The organism is Luteimonas sp. A611, from assembly GCF_054072715.1.
The window spans coordinates 1-15,544 of record NZ_JBSVRP010000005.1 but is presented as its reverse complement, the minus strand read 5'-3'; the positions used below and the strand labels follow the sequence as shown (position 1 = coordinate 15,544).

The 15,544-nt window shown below is 67.2% G+C and carries 11 protein-coding genes; 2 read left to right on the top strand and 9 right to left on the bottom strand.

Going from position 1 to position 15,544, the window contains the following annotated elements; translation table 11 throughout:
- Positions 1–4 precede the first annotated feature (4 nt).
- The 6 genes from ACW5EG_RS15730 to ACW5EG_RS15705 form a co-directional block, all read right to left on the bottom strand.
- Entirely contained in the window at positions 5–1,099 is a 1,095-nt protein-coding gene (locus ACW5EG_RS15730; RefSeq protein WP_457022266.1) for an MBL fold metallo-hydrolase, read from the bottom strand.
- A 29-nt stretch (positions 1,100–1,128) separates the two neighbouring features.
- On the bottom strand, positions 1,129–3,783 hold the full coding sequence (locus ACW5EG_RS15725) for a TonB-dependent receptor domain-containing protein (protein WP_457018451.1): 2,655 nt from the start codon (positions 3,781–3,783) through the stop codon (positions 1,129–1,131).
- Positions 3,784–4,539: 756 nt separating this feature from the next.
- The gene (locus ACW5EG_RS15720; RefSeq protein ID WP_457018450.1) at positions 4,540–5,274 is read right to left on the bottom strand and encodes a nuclear transport factor 2 family protein; all 735 of its coding nucleotides are present in this window, start codon (positions 5,272–5,274) and stop codon (positions 4,540–4,542) included.
- Positions 5,275–5,297: 23 nt separating this feature from the next.
- Entirely contained in the window at positions 5,298–6,197 is a 900-nt protein-coding gene (locus ACW5EG_RS15715) for a hypothetical protein (RefSeq protein ID WP_457018449.1), read from the bottom strand.
- Positions 6,197–6,943 carry a nuclear transport factor 2 family protein gene (locus tag ACW5EG_RS15710; protein ID WP_457018448.1) on the bottom strand — a complete coding sequence of 249 codons (747 nt, stop codon included), beginning with the start codon at positions 6,941–6,943 and terminating at the stop codon, positions 6,197–6,199. Before ACW5EG_RS15710 ends, ACW5EG_RS15715 begins: the two co-directional genes overlap by 1 nt.
- Before the next feature lie 148 nt (positions 6,944–7,091).
- Complete coding sequence (locus tag ACW5EG_RS15705; RefSeq protein WP_457018447.1) at positions 7,092–9,998, bottom strand: TonB-dependent receptor domain-containing protein; 2,907 nt, start codon at positions 9,996–9,998, stop codon at positions 7,092–7,094.
- Between the two features lie 293 nt (positions 9,999–10,291).
- Between ACW5EG_RS15705 and ACW5EG_RS15700 the strand changes: the two genes are divergently transcribed.
- Together ACW5EG_RS15700 and ACW5EG_RS15695 are read left to right on the top strand one after the other, a co-directional pair.
- A complete protein-coding gene (locus tag ACW5EG_RS15700; RefSeq protein ID WP_457018446.1) occupies positions 10,292–10,483 on the top strand; it encodes a hypothetical protein in 192 nt (63 codons plus the stop codon).
- A gap of 87 nt (positions 10,484–10,570) precedes the next feature.
- Positions 10,571–11,269 carry a TetR/AcrR family transcriptional regulator gene (locus ACW5EG_RS15695; protein ID WP_457018445.1) on the top strand — a complete coding sequence of 233 codons (699 nt, stop codon included), beginning with the start codon at positions 10,571–10,573 and terminating at the stop codon, positions 11,267–11,269.
- A gap of 10 nt (positions 11,270–11,279) precedes the next feature.
- Here the strand turns inward: ACW5EG_RS15695 and ACW5EG_RS15690 are convergent, their stop codons facing one another.
- From ACW5EG_RS15690 to ACW5EG_RS15680, 3 genes are read right to left on the bottom strand one after another with little or no spacing between them, the layout of a single operon-like run.
- Positions 11,280–13,001 (bottom strand): acyl-CoA dehydrogenase family protein, encoded by a 1,722-nt coding sequence (locus tag ACW5EG_RS15690; protein ID WP_457018444.1) that lies wholly within the window; start codon positions 12,999–13,001, stop codon positions 11,280–11,282.
- Between the two features lie 9 nt (positions 13,002–13,010).
- The gene (locus ACW5EG_RS15685) at positions 13,011–14,453 is read right to left on the bottom strand and encodes an aldehyde dehydrogenase (RefSeq protein ID WP_457018849.1); all 1,443 of its coding nucleotides are present in this window, start codon (positions 14,451–14,453) and stop codon (positions 13,011–13,013) included.
- Positions 14,454–14,464: 11 nt separating this feature from the next.
- Complete coding sequence (locus ACW5EG_RS15680; RefSeq protein ID WP_457018443.1) at positions 14,465–15,331, bottom strand: p-hydroxycinnamoyl CoA hydratase/lyase; 867 nt, start codon at positions 15,329–15,331, stop codon at positions 14,465–14,467.
- Between the last annotated feature and the right edge of the window lie 213 nt (positions 15,332–15,544).

The window sequence follows — 15,544 nt, the reverse complement described above, 5'->3', positions numbered from 1 at the left end:
CCGGCTACTGTTCCTTCATCGCGTCTTCGATCGATGCGATCAGGCATTCCTGGGCCACGGCCAACACCCGGTCAACGCCCTGCACACCGATCACGAACGGGTGCGGCGCATCGCTGCGCCTTGTCGCAAGCCGGGGCAGCCGCACACTGGTCAGATCATTGGCCGGATGGTTGCTGAGGAACACGTCCGCACGCGCATCGAGCCCGATCGTGCGCATCTTCAGCGTGGACTGCAGGAATTCCTCCATCCGCGCCAGCCCCCCCATCGCACCGGATCCGCCGCGATAGAAGGCGACATGCTCCGCTTCCCCATCCCTGAGCGGGAAGGTGGCCGACAGGGTGCCTGGCGTATGGCCCGGGGTCAGGTGGAAGCTGATGGTGGTGTCTCCCAGGCTCAGGGTCTGCCCATCGTCCAGGAACAGCACCCGCTCCGGCTTCCGCGCCGCGGCGAGCTCGGGCGGCACGACCAGTTCCTGCATGTGCTGGTAGTCGAGCTTCGACATGTAGATGTCCGCGCCCGAGAGTTCCTGGAGATACGGAGCACCGCCATAGTGGTCGGCGTGGCCATGCATGATGACGATCTTCCTGATCTGCAGGGGATCCAGGCCCTGTGACCTGAGGCCCCGGACGATGTACCGCTCGGCTTCATCGTCGCTCGCCAGCGGATCGAAGATGACGATCCCGTCGCTGGTCAGCAGCGCCCACGCGTTCCACTTGTTCGGGTTGGTCCCGAAACCGAGGAAAACCAGATTGTCGAATATCCGCGAGTCGGCGTATTCCACCGGGCTCGGCGGCGGGGTGTACTTGCGCCGGTAACAGAACTTCATCGCCGACTCGGCGAACTCGTTCCCGGCGATCCGCATCGCGATGGCGCGATGGGGATTGTCCTCCGCCCGTGCGTGGAGCGCAGCGGAGGCAAGCAGCACCATCGCACCGCAACCCAGGACCGCACGGCGCCAATCGATTGCATCCAACCAGGCCATCACCCTCTCCTCTTCACGACTGTTTCCCCATTCGCGCGGATCCGGGAACTCGCGCCCCGAAACAAAACACGGCAACCAGGCGACTGCGTTGAAGCGGTCGACCTGGCTGCCGTGCACCACCAGCCTTGCAAGGCGCGGCGAAGCGACTACCAGTTCTTCGCCACGCCGATCGTGAAGATCCGCCCCAGCGCACTTGCCTTCTCGCCGTCGTAGCCACCGGGCGTGTCGACGAAGTTGGGCGAGCGGTCGAGCAGGTTCTGCACGTCCAGGCTGAGGGTCAGCCCATCGGTGACCCAACCCTTTCCGTAATCGAACTGGTAGCCGAGGTAGAAGTCAGCGGTACTCCACGAGCCAACCTTGTCCTGGCGGCTGGAAGTGGTATTGCGATAGCCGCCGATGTGGGTGAACGACAGCCGCGTGTTCCAGTTCTGGTCGAACCAGCCGATGTTGCCGCGGAAGGACAGGTCGACGGGGTAGTTGATCGTATTGAGTACGTCGGTCGCATCCGCGCCAGCAGCGACCAGCGTTTCATACTCGTTGTAGTAGGTGGCGTTCGCATTCAGGCGCAGGTTGCCGCGGCCGAGTTCGAACACGTGGCCGGCCGACAGATCGATGCCGCTCGCCCGGGTGATGGCCAGGTTCTGCCTTCTCGCGTCGAGGATGAACTCCGTGGTCGCCGGGTTGATTGCTCCCGACAACCGGTAGGCAGCCATCAGGCTGTTGACCTGGTCAAGCGTCGGGTTGCGGATGATGTGGTCCGCGTACACCGGCTCCCGGATCAGGACGTCGTTCACCGTGAACAGATCGACCACCTGCCCCGAGTAGTCCACCGACCAGTAGGTTGCGTTGAGGAAAAGGCCCGGAATGGATTCGGGTTTCCAGTCGATGCCGGCCGTCCAGGTCTTCGCCATTTCCGGACCGAGACCGGGGTTTCCACCGGCGAGGATGACGCCCAGCGACTGGCCGGAAGGCGCGGTGGGATCGATCCGGGTGCGCTGGTAGAGCACGTTGTTGGACGCATCCAGCTCCGACAGGCTCGGCGCGCGGAACGATTCACCGTAGGTGGCCCGCAGGGCGACCGCCCTGGTCGGCGCGTAGGTGATGCCGACCTTCGGGTTCGTGGTGGATCCGAAGTCGCTGTAACGGTCGTAGCGCATGGCCAGCGACAGGTCGAGGCGGTGGATACCCGCGCGCTCGTTCTGCGCGCCCACGAATGGCAGATAGGCCTCCGCGTAGGCGCTGCTCACGTCGCGCCCGACGGTCGCCTCGCGCAGCTCCTCGGGGCTACCCGGCCGGAAGGTCAGCGTCGCCGTGTACAGCTCGTCCTCCCTGTGCTCGACGCCCACGGCGATCCGTGCATTGCCGCCCCACATTTCGAACAGGCTTCCGTCGGCCTGGGCCTCGAACATGCGCATCGTCGAAGAGGGCGGCTGGTAGGTACTGCCACGCAGGAAGTCATACACCGACTGCGGGCTGTTGGCGCCAGACCCGAACGGATTGAGCGCAAGCGATGGGTCGGTTGTGGATGTCGCGACCGCGAGATTGGCGGCGTTGACGATGTTGCGCGCGTCGTTGACGTCCAGCGAGTTGCCGTAGACGTAGTTGAACGCGCCGTTCCAGTCGCCCCAGAGCTGTGCATCGAGGCCGACGGTCCACTGCCGCACGCGCGCCTGTCCCTGGGACTGCGCGAGCCCGAACTCCTCGGCCGGCATCATGTAGTTGACGCTGACCGAGCTCGCGCCGGGGACCGGGCTGATGAAGTAGGGGTTGGTGTTGCGGAGCGCGATCGAGGCGGTCCTTCCGCCCGAGACCTGCTTGAACTCACGCTTCGAGTACAGGTTCTCGACCCTGAGCCTGAGCCGCTCGCCCAGGTCCTGCGAGGCCTTGATGTAGATGCTGTGGCGTTCCTGCCGCGGAAGCAGCCAGGCGGATTCGAGCGAATCGCACAGGTTGCCGGTGCCGGTGCCGGTGCCGGCGACGAGGGACGCAGGATCGATGCCGACGCCGTTGCCCGGCGGCAACGCATAGGTTTGCCCGCCAACCACGAGCGTTCCCGGGTTGCACTGGTTGGCGCGGTAGTCCATTCCGCCGAAGGGGGTCAGGTCCTGGCGGTAGAACGACCGGTCGGACGCTTCCAGCTCGCTGCGCTCCGTGTGCTCGAACGCGACCATCACATTTCCCGAATCCCAGGAAAAGCCGGACACGTGCCCGAACTGGAAGCGGTCCAGGCCGTCGCCCGCGCCATAGCGGATCCGGGTCTCGTGCCCCTCGAACTGCTCGCGTGTGATGAGGTTGACCACGCCGGCGATGGCGTCCGACCCATACAGCGCCGACGCGCCGTCGGCCAGGACCTCGATGCGCTCCAACGCAAGCGTGGGGATGATCGACGGGTCCATGTACTGGCCCTGCGTGCCGCTGGGCACCACGCGGCGCCCGTTGATCAGCGGCAGCGTCGTGCTTCCGCCGATGCCGCGCAGGTTGATCCCGCTGGCATTGGTGCTGTTGAGCTGCGCGTTCTGGCTGCCCTTGTGCGATTCGTCCGTGCCCAGATTGATGACCTGCGGGATCTCACGCAGGATGTCCGTGGTCGTCACCGACGAGGACATCTCGATCTGTTCCCGGTCAAAACCGATGACGTGGGACCCGACGGTTTCGGCACCGCGGATCCTCGAACCGGTCACGGACACCGTGTCCAGCGAAACCGGGTCATCTCCGGCGCCCTGCTCCTGGGCGTAGGCCGCGCTCGATGCAGCTGCCGCAATCACGCCAAGCAGCAGGCATCTGCCGATCGATATCGACAATGTATTCGTTCTGATGTCGCAGGCCGTGCGCATAGGTCGAAGTCCTCCCAATAGGTTGTTTTGAATCTCTTGTTTCTGGTTGCCTGCCCGAAGATCGGCTTCGTACCCATGGCGTCAGGCGTGTTGGCGATTTGTCCCCGTCCCTTGGCGTGCAGCTTCCCGTCGTCCCATGCAGTGCGCGGGGCTGCCGCGTGCGGCCGGCTGCCCGCTCCGCCCGGAGACCGCGGGGGCGGATTCATCCCGAACGGCACTTGAGGTTCCGGCCCTGGCCGGGGTCCAATCCTTCATGCGCTGCATGTGTCCCGATGCACATGAATACTTGCATACAAGAATTCCGATTCGCAAGCTGCATCGCACCATCAAGTGGGCGGCCAGCGCGGCTGTTCTGCGACATCGGAGGGGGGCCGGCACACGGCGCGGACATGAAAACGGCGGCGCGAACGACAGGAAGATGTCGCCGCCTCGACGCGGACGTCGGGCTGTTCATGTTGGGCTGTTCGTGTCTGGCGGCCTGTGCGCCGCGAAAGCGCGCAAGGCGACCCGGCGCGGCTTCGCCACCCCGTCGTACCTGATGGGACAGCGGGCTCACATCGAAACGCAGAGTCGGCGCTGTCCGAGAAATGCGCTGGCCGCGACGCGGTCTCAAGCGCCCACCGATCACCGCCCGGGCGTATGCCGGGCAATCGCCCGGATTCGGGCGGACTGCTTGCCGCCCGCTCCCCGCGCCGGACGCGGCGCGGGGGTGGCACGCCCTGGTCAGGGCTTGTGGTACGGCTCGCCGGTGACCGGGTGCACGAAGTGCGGCTTCGGGCTGAGGCCGTAGTTGGGGAACTGGTGACAGCCTTCGTTGGTGTACCAGTCCGGGCCGTCCGGATCGCCGGGGTAGAACTCCGGCACCGGGCCCGGTTCGGGCAGGGGCATGTCCAGGTAGCTGGTCAGGTAGGGCACGCTGTAGCGCGTGCACTCGACCAGGCGCCGGTACAGCCACTGCCCGTCGACCTTCACCAGCTGGCCTTCATAGGCGCCCAGCGAGTAGGTCTGGTTGACGCCGTGCACCGCCTGCTGGGTCCAGTCCTTGAAACGGATCTTCGCCGACTGGCCGTCATCGGCCACGGTGATCGTGTGCTGGAGCAGGATGCGGTCGTTGAGCACGCCATGCTGCGGGCCCTGCACCCGGGGCGGCGCGCCTTCGGGCCGGTAGCGTGCGCTGGCAAGCAGCCGCCCGATGGAATCCCTGCCCCGGTAGCGGCCGTTGAAGATGTGGTACTCGGCATCATCGGTGAACACGCGCAGCGTCTGGTCATCAAGGAACTTGTCGCGGTAGTAGCCGAAGGCGTAGGTCAGGCGCTTGATGGCCGCCACGTCCTCGGCCCGCACGACCTCGTGCTCGAGCTTGTCCAGTTGTCCGGTGGTCGGTACGGATGCGGTGGCCGTGGCAGCGGCCGAAGCCAGGACGATTGCCGCGACCGTGCAGATGGTCTTGATACCCATGGAACAGTGCCTCCCGGTCGGGTTCAATAGTTTTTCCAGAGCACTTCCTCGCCCGTCACCGGGTTGGGGAAGTTGAACGGAAGCAGGACGGAATGGATCATCACCTGGTTCTTGGCGAAGTAGCAGCCGAAGTCGTCAGGCTCGAACGCGTAGTCGGGACCACGCCAGTTTTCCGGACGCGGCTCGACGGTCGAGGCGTAGTCCTCGACCAGGCGCTCCTGACTCTTCCACCAGTCTTCTGGCATGTCCTCCGGCGCACCAAGCACACCGGCCTTGGGCAGGTTGGCCATGCCGGTGGCGATGGCGCCTTCGGCGACGATGCACACCTGGAAATGGCTCATCTTCCACAAGCCTTCGTGCCTGGTGTACTCGATGTCGTACCAGATCGAATGATCCGATCCTTCCTTGCTCAGGCTCGAGAACGGAATGCTGCGGGGCCGGTGCGAGAAGAAGCGGTCGGCGGACGTGCGGATGTAGGCCTTGACGTGGTTGAGGTCGTCAGACACGGTCAGCACCGGCTGCGCCATCTTGTGGTCGATGAAAGCGCCCTGGACCGGCCAGTCGGCATAGCCGGTGAACGCGCCCCAGTGGCCGACCCAGAGCCGTTGCGCGCCGTCCAGCCCCTTCCATGCGCCGTACTTGTAGAGGAACGTACCGTCGGGATGGGCCAGTTCGGACTGCGCCGACTTCAGCAGATGGTCCTGCTGGAAACCGTAGACGTGGTGGAAGCGGACGATCTCGTCCTCCACGTTGACCTTGCCGATGCGGTTGAGCGCCTGCTCGTAGGTCATCTCCTGCGCGTGGGCGGCGGTGCAGGCCAGCACCGCCGCGATCGCCAGGACCGTGGCGCGAAGTGCCGGCGTGGAAATGCGGCTGGTTCCGCCCCGGGCGGCGTTGTGGTTGTGGTTGTGGTGGCTGCGCATCACGATCCTCCCACCGGATGTTGGAAGTGGAAGTCCTCGGTCCCCACGTCGGGATAGCGGTCCTTGCACTCCTCCGCCGCGGAGGCCTGGCGCGAAGGCGCGATGCCGGCCGGCTTGGCGGGCATCCACTCCGGGTTCGCGCTCCACCTGACGTCCTGCCAGCCTTCGGTATAGCCGGCCGACCAGGGGCTGCAGAACTTCATGCTGCTGATCTTCCACACGCCGTCCTCCTTCACGTATTCGTTCTCGAACACGCCGGCGATCCACAGCTCCTTCTCGCGGTAGTACGCCATCTTGGCCAGGGTCCGGTAGCGCGACCTGGCGCTGAGGTTGTCCTCCGACACGGTGACGATCTCCTGCCACTGCGGCAGTTCGAACAGGCGACCGGGCACGGGGCCGAAGGTGCCGTTGCTGAAGGTGGCGCCGAAGTAGTCGACCCACATGCGGTTGATCGCCTCCTTGCCCTCCCACACCTCATGGATCCACTGCACCTTGCCGTCGTCGGTGAACAGCGTCGGCAGCTCCTTGAAGAGCATGCGGTCCTGGTAGTAGCCCGAGATGTACTGCAGGCGTTCGACCGCCTTGACCGCTTCCAGGCGCTCGATGCGGTGCTGCAGCTCGGACCAGCGCTGGCTGCGCTCGGCGGCACTCTCACGTCGCGGCTGGGCGGCCCATGCCGTGGCCGCGCCCGCAGCGAGCACGAGTGCGACGGCCGCTGCGACGGTACGCGTAGTCTTCGTTGTCACTGTGTTTCCTCGCTTGGCTTCGATCGGTTGGGGTCGGGGACGCACGGTCGTGTCCGCCCCCGAGCCGGGGAGTGCGCACCGGAGCTCTGATTCCCGGACCGGTGGCGGTACCCGGGACGGCCTGGTCGGCCACGTCCCGGGACGACGGTCACCACTTCTTGCTCACCTGCAGGGTCACGTAGCGACCAAGGGCGCTGGCGACCTGCGGGTCGAACAGGATGTTGCTGTTGAGCGCGAACGGCGGATCCTCATCCAACAGGTTCTGCATGCTGAGGTTCAGGGTGGCGCCGCCCAGCAATCCCTCCAGCGCCGGGGTGTAGCTGAAGCTGGCGTCGAAGGTGTTGTAGGCATCGATATCGCGGTATTCCACCGGCACGTTGAGCGTGTTGGTGTAGCTGTTGCGGTAGTTGTAGAACAGGTGCGCCGACCATGCATCGCGGCTCAGTCCCACCTGCACGCGGCCGCTCAGGCGCAACGGGCTGTAGATCTCGTTGAGCGTGTCGCGAAGCTCGCCCGTGGCCACCGGCGAGTTTTCCCAGCTCAGCGCGTAGTTGGCCGTCAGGCCGAGCAGCCAGTTGCCCCAGTCGTTCTGCAGCCGCTGGTAGACGCTGATGTCGAAACCGTCGGTCAGCAGGCGGCCGGAGTTGGAGCGGCGTGCGTCGTTGACCGCCGCCACCTGGTTGACCGGGCCGATCGCCCCGGTGAACGCCGGAGTCGATCCGTTGATCAGTGAAGAGACGTAGGCGTCGTAGCCGGCCTGGCTGCTGGTGTCGAAACCGTTGAAGTTGCCGTTGCTGGCGGCACGCTCCGGGAAGTACAGCGGGTTCAATGCCAGGAAGGGATCGTACAGACGCTCGACGTGGGTGATCGCGCCGACCGATCCCATGTCCGAGGACGGGGTGCCGATGCGGTTGCGATAGTCGATGTTGTAGTAGCTCACCGAAGCTTCGAAGCCGGGCAGGCCGGCCGGATGCAGATCGAAGCCCGCGGTCCAGGTCTTGGCCGTCTCCGGCTGGAGCCCGAGCCGCCCGCCCTGCGTGCCGATGACGTACAGCTGCTGGTCGGCCGGCACCGAGGTGACGCCCAGTTCCGCGGCGCTGTGCACGCCGCCGCCGGGACGACCCGCGGCCACGTTCGCCGTCGCCATCGGCGAGGCGTCGGCCAGGGTGGGGGCGCGGAAGGACTCGCCGTAGGACGAGCGCAGGGTGAGGCTGTCGCCGGTCTTCCAGGTCAGGCCCACCTTGGGATTGGTGGTCGAGCCGAAATCGGAGTAGCGGTCGTAGCGGCCGGCGATGCTCAGTTCCAGCGAACGCGCCCAGGCCAGCTCCTGGTGTTCGCCCACCAGCGGCACGTAGAACTCGGCGTAGGCCGACTTCACGTCGCGGCTTCCGCTCCAGTCCGCGGTCTGGAACGAGATGTTCCTCGGCGAGGTGTAGACGAGGCCGGTCTGGGTGTCGTTGTAGCCGGACATACGATCGCTGCGATAGGCGATGCCGGCGGCCATGCGCACCTCGCCTCCGCCGATCTCGAACAGCGGGCCATCGGCCCCCACCTGCACGTCGACCATGTCGTACTGGCTGCCGATGTACTGTGCGCCGCGGATGAAGTCGGCCGTCGCCGGGTCGTTGCAGCCGGTGCAGAACGGGTTGAGCACCGGGATGGCCGCGGGCAACGAGACGCTGCCGGGCGTGCCTGGTGCCACGACAGCACCGGTGGTGCCGCTCACCGAGTTGCCCACGGACATCGCCAGGGCGGCGTTGTTGATCTGGTTGCTCAGACCGCGATGATCGCGGGCGCCGGAGTAGCCGACCGATCCCTTGATCATCCAGGCCTCGCCCAGCGGCATGTCCGCACCCACATTGGTGAAGTATTGCTTGGCGTAACCGAATCGCTCGGCCACGCCCAGATCGCCGATCGAGCGGTAGTACACGCGCATGTCCTGGTCGGCGCAATCGATGCCGAGCGGATTGGCGACGTAGTTGGTCGTGGCGCAGGGGCTGTATGGGTTGCTGGCGGGCACCAGCAGGGTGGACTGGGTGGCGGTGGCGTAGGCGTAGGGTTCGCGGAACGAGCGATCAGAGTACAAACCGGTAAAGCTCAGCTGCACGCCGCTCTCGAACAGGTGCCTGACGTTCCACAGGAACGAATCATTCTCCGAGTCCGGGATGATCGCCGTGTTTTCCCAGGTGTTGAGCCTGTGTGGATCGGCGCTGGAGAGGCCTGAGAGATCCAGCGCGCCGCCGACATGCTGGGGCAGCGCGTAGAGCGTCGGCGCACCGGCGGGAACCTGCGCAGCGGAGAACAGGATGTTGCCCGGAACCGCATAGAGGCTGCGCCCATCCGCGCGTCCGTATGGGGTGAAGTTGGCGTCGTACAGGTGCGGCCGCGTGGTCGACAGGGTCAGGTCGGTCTGCTGGCGCTGGTAGGCGACATAGCCGCCACCGCCGCCCCAGGTCTTGCCGAAGAGCTGGCTGAAGTTCCAGCTCGAAGCATCGTCGCCAAGACCATATCCCATCCTTGTTTCGGCGCCGTCGAAGGGTCTGCGCAGGATCAGGTTGACCACGCCGGCGACCGCATCGGAACCGTAGATCGCCGAGGCGCCGTCGGCCACCACCTCGATCCGGCCAAGCGCGGCTTCCGGAATGGCGGACACGTCGGTCAGCTGCGCCGCGACGCTGCCTGGTGCAAGGCGCTTGCCGTCCAGCAGCACCAGCGTCGAGGAGGTTCCCACCGCGCGCAGGTTGATGCCGCGCCCGTAGGTGATGTTCTGGGTGGAGTTCTGCACCGCGCCACCGCCACGCAGCGAAGAGTCCGCGCCGAAGTTCATCACCTGCGGGATCGTGCGCAGGATGTCGGTGGTGTTGGTCAGGCCGGTGGACTCGATCTGCTCGCGGTTGAATCCGAGCGCGGCCGATCCCACCGGAGCGACGCCGCGGATGCTGGAGCCGGTGACCACCACCGAATCCAGGGTGAGTGCTTCGCTGGGGGATGCGTCGCCCTCTTCCTGCGCATGCACGGCGCCAGCCAGGCACGCGGTCATCGCGATGAACAACATGGAACGACTAAGCTTGGCACAGGACATGCGGCAAACCCTCCAAGAGACGAATCGATGAGTTGTACGTGTCGATGCCCCGACCGCCGGAGTGGCGCTGCGGGACTGTTCAGTGCGAGCGACTGGCGCCCGCGCGAACCTTTCATTGCCTTGTTTTCGGGCTGTCGGTGGCGTGCTCAACGCGCTGCCCAGGCACGGGGTGCCGGCATGGGGAAGTCGCTTCGCAAGAGGATCGCGACGCCGGGCGAGCCGGCTCCACCACACGCGTTCACGCGCAGCGTCGCTGCCATGCCCACGTGAGCCCCTGGACGGATTTCCTGCCGAACGTGCGCCTGGTGCTGCAGGTCGTGCATTCGCTACCGCTCTTCCGTTTCGCGGGTGCCATGCCTGCGGTCGACTGCCGCGGCATGGTCCGGATGGCCTTGCCCGCGGTGGCGGGATCGGCCATGGATTCGGCTTGCCGGATCTATCTGCCGGACGCCTTATGACCATTTGGTCATAATTGTTCGAACCAGTCAACCATTCTCTGATCGTCCGTTTTTGGCTACCTTTCGGAAGTCGCCAGGGAGAGACCCATGTCCGCCAACCCCACTTCCGCCACGTCCGCGAGCCGCCCCGACCGGCGCCCCGACCGGCGCCGCGACCGCACACGCGACGCGCTGTTGCGCGCCGGCCGCACCCTGTTCGCGCAGCGTGACGTGGACGCAGTCAGCATCGACGAGATCGTGAACCTTGCCGATGTGGCCAAGGGCAGCTTCTACAACCACTTCCAGGACAAGGACGCGTTCGCGCGCGAGATCGGCGCGGAGGTGCGCCGCAAGGTCGAAGCGCAGATCAGCGCAGTGACTGCCGACGTGGATGATGCGGCGCTGCACGTGGCGCTGGCGCTGTGCGTGTTCGCCCGGTTCGCCACCCGCTCGCGCGATGCAGCTCGCGTGCTGTACAAGCTCAATGACGGTTCGACCATGACCCAGGCCCCGATCAATCGGAACATGGGCGAGGTAATGGCGCGCGGGCTGGCATCCGGCCGGTTTCGCGGGATCGATCTGGAATGCGGGATCCTCGTGATCATGGGGTTGACCGTGATCACGGTGCGCCATGTGCTGGAAGAGCGCCTGGCCACGCCCCCGGCTCAGATCGGCCGCGACATGGCCCAGGCGATGCTGCGCTCACTCGGCGTGTCGCTGCCGCAGGCACGCTCGCTGGCGACACGCGCCTCGGTGCGAATCTTCGAGAATGGCGCGGCCGAAACCGGCGCGCTCAACGGCGCCTGACCGGCCGCTGTCAGCTGGCGCGCACGCGCGCCAGCTGCGCGTTGAACTCCAGCCGCAGCTCGCCAAGCATCCACGTGGCGCGTTCACCGCGGGCCCGCGCCGGCGGTGCGGGGTTGTCCGCCACCACCTGCGCGGTGCGCACGCACACGTAGGCCAGCAGCACCTGTCCGGTGGCGCGCAGGAAGGCATCGGCCACGCGCGCCGGCAATTCCGGGTCCAGGACCGCGCCGTCGCGCAGCCGCCGCAGCGCAGAATCCAGCCGCCGGCACATCCTGCGCAGGACCCGCGCCGGGCCCGCCAGGCCCGCGGCCTCGGCGCGCATGGCGATGTCCGCGCAGACGGCGGTGAACACCGCCAGCCGCGCCCCGCCATCGGCCAGCAGCTTGCGCTGCACCAGGTCCAGCGCCTGGATTTCGTTGCTGCCCTCGTAGATCAATGCGATGCGGCTGTCGCGCACCACCTGCTCGATGCCGTACTCGCGCACGTAGCCGTAGCCACCGAACACCTGCAGGGCGCGGTTGGCCAGCAGGTGGCCGCATTCGGTGAAGTGGGCCTTGGCCACCGGCGTGAGCAGCTCCACCAGCATGCGTGCATGGGTGCGCGTCTGTTCGTCCTGCGCGTGCCCGGACAGGTCGATCTGATGCCCCAGCCAGTAGGCGGCCGCGCGCATGCCCTCGCTCCACCCCTGCAGCGTGCGCAACAGGTGCCGGATCGGCGGGTGGGCGGCGATCGGATCGGCCGGCTGCTCCGGGTCCACGCGCGGCTGCACGCGCATCTGCCGGCGCTGCTGCGCGTAGTCCCGCGCCAGCGCGCTGGCGCGGGCGGCGTGCGCCACGCCCTGCATGGCCGCGTGCAGGCGTGCGGCATTCATCATCACGAACATCGCGGACAGGCCACGATGGGGCTCGCCCACCCGCCACCCCAACGCGCCTTCGAAGCGCAGGCTGGTGGTGGCGCTGCCGTGCAGCCCCATCTTGTGTTCGATGCCGTCGCAGTGCACGCCGTTGCGGCTGCCGTCCTCCAGCACGTCCGGCACCAGGAACAGTGAAATGCCGCGCGTACCCTCCGGCGCGTCCGGCAGCCGCGCGAGCACCAGGTGGACAATGTTGTCGGTGAGGTCCTGGCTACCGCCGGAAATGAACAGCTTCGCTCCGCTGATGCGCACACTGTCGTCAGCGTCCGGTTCGGCGCGCGTGCGCAGCAGGGCCAGATCGCTGCCGGCCTGCGGTTCGGTCAGGCACATGGTGGCCAGCCACTGGCCGCTCACCAGCGGTGGCAGGAACCGCGCCTGCAGCTCCGGCGTGGCATGCGCCTGCAGGCAGGCCACCGCGCCGCCCAGCAGGCCCGGATACATCGCCCAGGCGTGGTTGGCGCCCACCTGCATCTCGGAGAAGGCCAGATCCAGCAGGCCGGGCAGGCCCTGCCCTCCCCACTCGGGATCGCGCGCCAGCGCCGGCCAGCCGTCGTCGACGAACTGGCGGTACGCGGCGACGTACCCGTCGGGCGTGCGCACCTGGTCGTCCACCACGCGGCAGCCCTGGGCATCGCCGGTGGCATTGAGCGGGGCCAGCACAACGGCGCAGAAGCGACCGGCTTCGGCCAGCACCGCCTGCGCGGTGTCCAGGTCGATGCCGGCCAGGCGCGGCATGCGCACCCAGTCCTGCTCGGCCCGCAGCCAGGGGCCGAGCAGGAAGCCGGCGTCATCCAGCGGGGGTTGCCACTCGAGGGCCATCGCGCCTACTCAGAACGGGTAGTGGCGCGGCTCGTTCTGGATCGTGATCCAGCGCAGCTCGGTGAATTCGGCGATGCCGGCCTTGCCACCAAAGCGGCCGTAGCCACTGTCCTTGACGCCGCCGAAGGGCATCTGCGCCTCGTCATGCACGGTCGGGCCGTTGATGTGGCAGATGCCCGACTCGATCCGCGCGGCCACGCGCCAGGCGCGCGACACGTCGCGGCTGAACACCGCCGCGGACAGGCCGTAGCCGGTGTCGTTGGCCACCGCGATGGCCTGCTCCTCGCCGTCCACGCGGATCACCGATACCAGGTTGCCGAACGACTCCTCGCCATACAGGCGCATCTCCCGCGTCACCCCGTCGATCACGGTGGGCTGCATGATGGTGCCTTCGATCTGGCCGCCGCAGGCGATGCGCGCACCCTTCGAGACCGCGTCGTCGATCAGCTCGCGGCAGTGCGCGGCGGACTCGGGCGAGAACAGCGCGCCCAGCGGCGTGTTGTTCTCGGCCGGGTTGCCGGCCTTGAGCGTGGACGCCTTGTCGGCGACCATCGACACGAAGCGATCGGCGATGGTTTTGTCCACGACCAAACGTTCGGTCGACATGCAGATCTGGCCCTGGTTCATGAAGGCGCCGAATACCGCGCCGTCGCGCGCCGCTTCCAGGTCGGCATCGTCGAGTACCAGGAACGGCGCCTTGCCGCCCAGCTCCAGTACCGCCGGCTTCAGATACTCCGCCGCCAGGCGGCCGACGATGCGGCCCACGCGGGTGGAACCGGTGAAGTTGACCCGACGCACGCGCGGGTCGCGGATCAGCGCGGCCACCAGATCCGGCGCGTCGGCCGGGGCGTTGGTGATGACGTTGACGATGCCTTCGCCCAGCCCCGCCTCGACCAACACTTCGCCGATCATGACGTGCACGCCCGGGCAAGCCTCGGATGCCTTGAGCACGACGGTATTGCCGCAGGCCAGCGGCAGCGCCATGGCACGGGTGGCGAGGATCACCGGGGCGTTCCACGGCGCGATGCCCAGCACCACGCCGGCCGGCTGGCGCACGGCCATGGCCAGGCTGCCGGGCACATTGGAGGGAATGAGTTCGCCGGTGATCTGGGTGGTCATCGCCGCCGCTTCACGCAGCATGTTGGCCGCCAGCATCACGTTGAAGCCGTACCAGCCGGCGGTGCCTCCGGTTTCGGCCACGCCGACGCGGATGAAATCGGGCGCGCGCGCATCCATCAGGTCGGCCGCCTTGAGCAGCTTCGCACGACGCTCGCCGGGCGAGGTTGCCGACCAGGCGGGGAACGCACCGGCGGCGGCGTCCACCGCGGCGGTGGCGTCCTCGAGGGTGGCCGCCGGCGCGCGACTCGCGACCGTGCCGGTCACGGGGTCGAGGCGCTCGAACGTGGCGCCCTTGGCGGCGCCGCGACGGGCACCGCCGATCAGAAGTTCCATCGCATGCACGTCTATTTCTCCTGGCCAGGCGCCGCCGGATCGGGCACGTCGCGCCGGTAGGTCTGCAGCCCCGGCTTGATGGTCTTGTCGTCGAGGAACTGCTTCAGGCCCTGGGCGCGACCGCACTCCGGGTCGCGGTGGTTGGACTGGTCCACCTTCGCGTACAGGTAGTCCTCGCTCTGCTCCCAGGTCAGCTCGCGGCAGCGCTTGAATCCGTGCCGGGCAAAACGCAGTACCACCGGATTCTTCTCCAGCAGCGTGGCCGCCAGCGCCTTGACCTCTTCGCGCAGTCGCGCTCGCGGCACCGACGCATTCACCAGGCCCATCGCCGCCGCTTCCTGGCCGGTGAAGGTCTTGCCGGTCATGATGTAGTACAGCGCCTGGCGGTGGCCCATCGTGTCGGCCACGGCCTTGCTCACCAGGTTCCCGGGCGGAATGCCCCAGTTGATTTCCGACAGCCCGAACACCGCCTCGTCTGCCGCGATCGCCAGGTCGCACGCCACCAGCGGCGAGAACGCGCCGCCGAAGCACCAGCCATTGACCGCCGCGATCGTGGCCTTGGTGTAGAACCGCAGCCGCTGCCACTGCCAGGCCGAGCACTCGCGCCGGATCCGCTCCTGCGCGATCTCGTCATGACCGTCGGTCTCGCGGAAGTATTCCTTCAGGTCCATGCCCGCCGACCACGATTCGCCCGCGCCGGTGAGCACCAGCACCTGCGCATCGCGGTCCAGCTCGACCGCATCGAGCACCTCGAGCATTTCCCGGTTCAGCGTCGGGCTCATCGCGTTGCGCTTGGACGGACGGTTCAGCGTCACCCATGCAACGCCATCTTCCACCTGCACCTCGACGCAGCTCCAGCGCCCCTGATAGTCAGCCATCTACCTCTCCTGCTACGTCCACGTCGCCGGACACATCCGTCCGCCCGATCATTGTTGTTATGAACTATAACAACAATCGTGGCCACGTAAAGCCCTCTGCCGGACACGGGACCCACGACACAGGGCGGCGGGGCGGCGGGGCGGCGGGGCGGCGGGGCGGCGGGCGGCGGGCGGCGGGCGGCGGGCGGGCGGGCGGGCGGGCGGGCGGGCGGC

Bases quoted from the DNA above. Each gene is read 5' to 3' on its own strand.
- ACW5EG_RS15720 (WP_457018450.1), bottom strand. From the start codon at position 5,274: ATGGGTATCAAGACCATCTGCACGGTCGCGGCAATCGTCCTGGCTTCG.
- ACW5EG_RS15715 (WP_457018449.1), bottom strand. From the start codon at position 6,197: ATGCGCAGCCACCACAACCACAACCACAACGCCGCCCGGGGCGGAACC.
- ACW5EG_RS15705 (WP_457018447.1), bottom strand. From the start codon at position 9,998: ATGTTGTTCATCGCGATGACCGCGTGCCTGGCTGGCGCCGTGCATGCG.
- ACW5EG_RS15695 (WP_457018445.1), top strand. From the start codon at position 10,571: ATGTCCGCCAACCCCACTTCCGCCACGTCCGCGAGCCGCCCCGACCGG.
- ACW5EG_RS15690 (WP_457018444.1), bottom strand. From the start codon at position 13,001: ATGGCCCTCGAGTGGCAACCCCCGCTGGATGACGCCGGCTTCCTGCTC.
- ACW5EG_RS15685 (WP_457018849.1), bottom strand. From the start codon at position 14,453: ATGGAACTTCTGATCGGCGGTGCCCGTCGCGGCGCCGCCAAGGGCGCC.
- ACW5EG_RS15680 (WP_457018443.1), bottom strand. From the start codon at position 15,331: ATGGCTGACTATCAGGGGCGCTGGAGCTGCGTCGAGGTGCAGGTGGAA.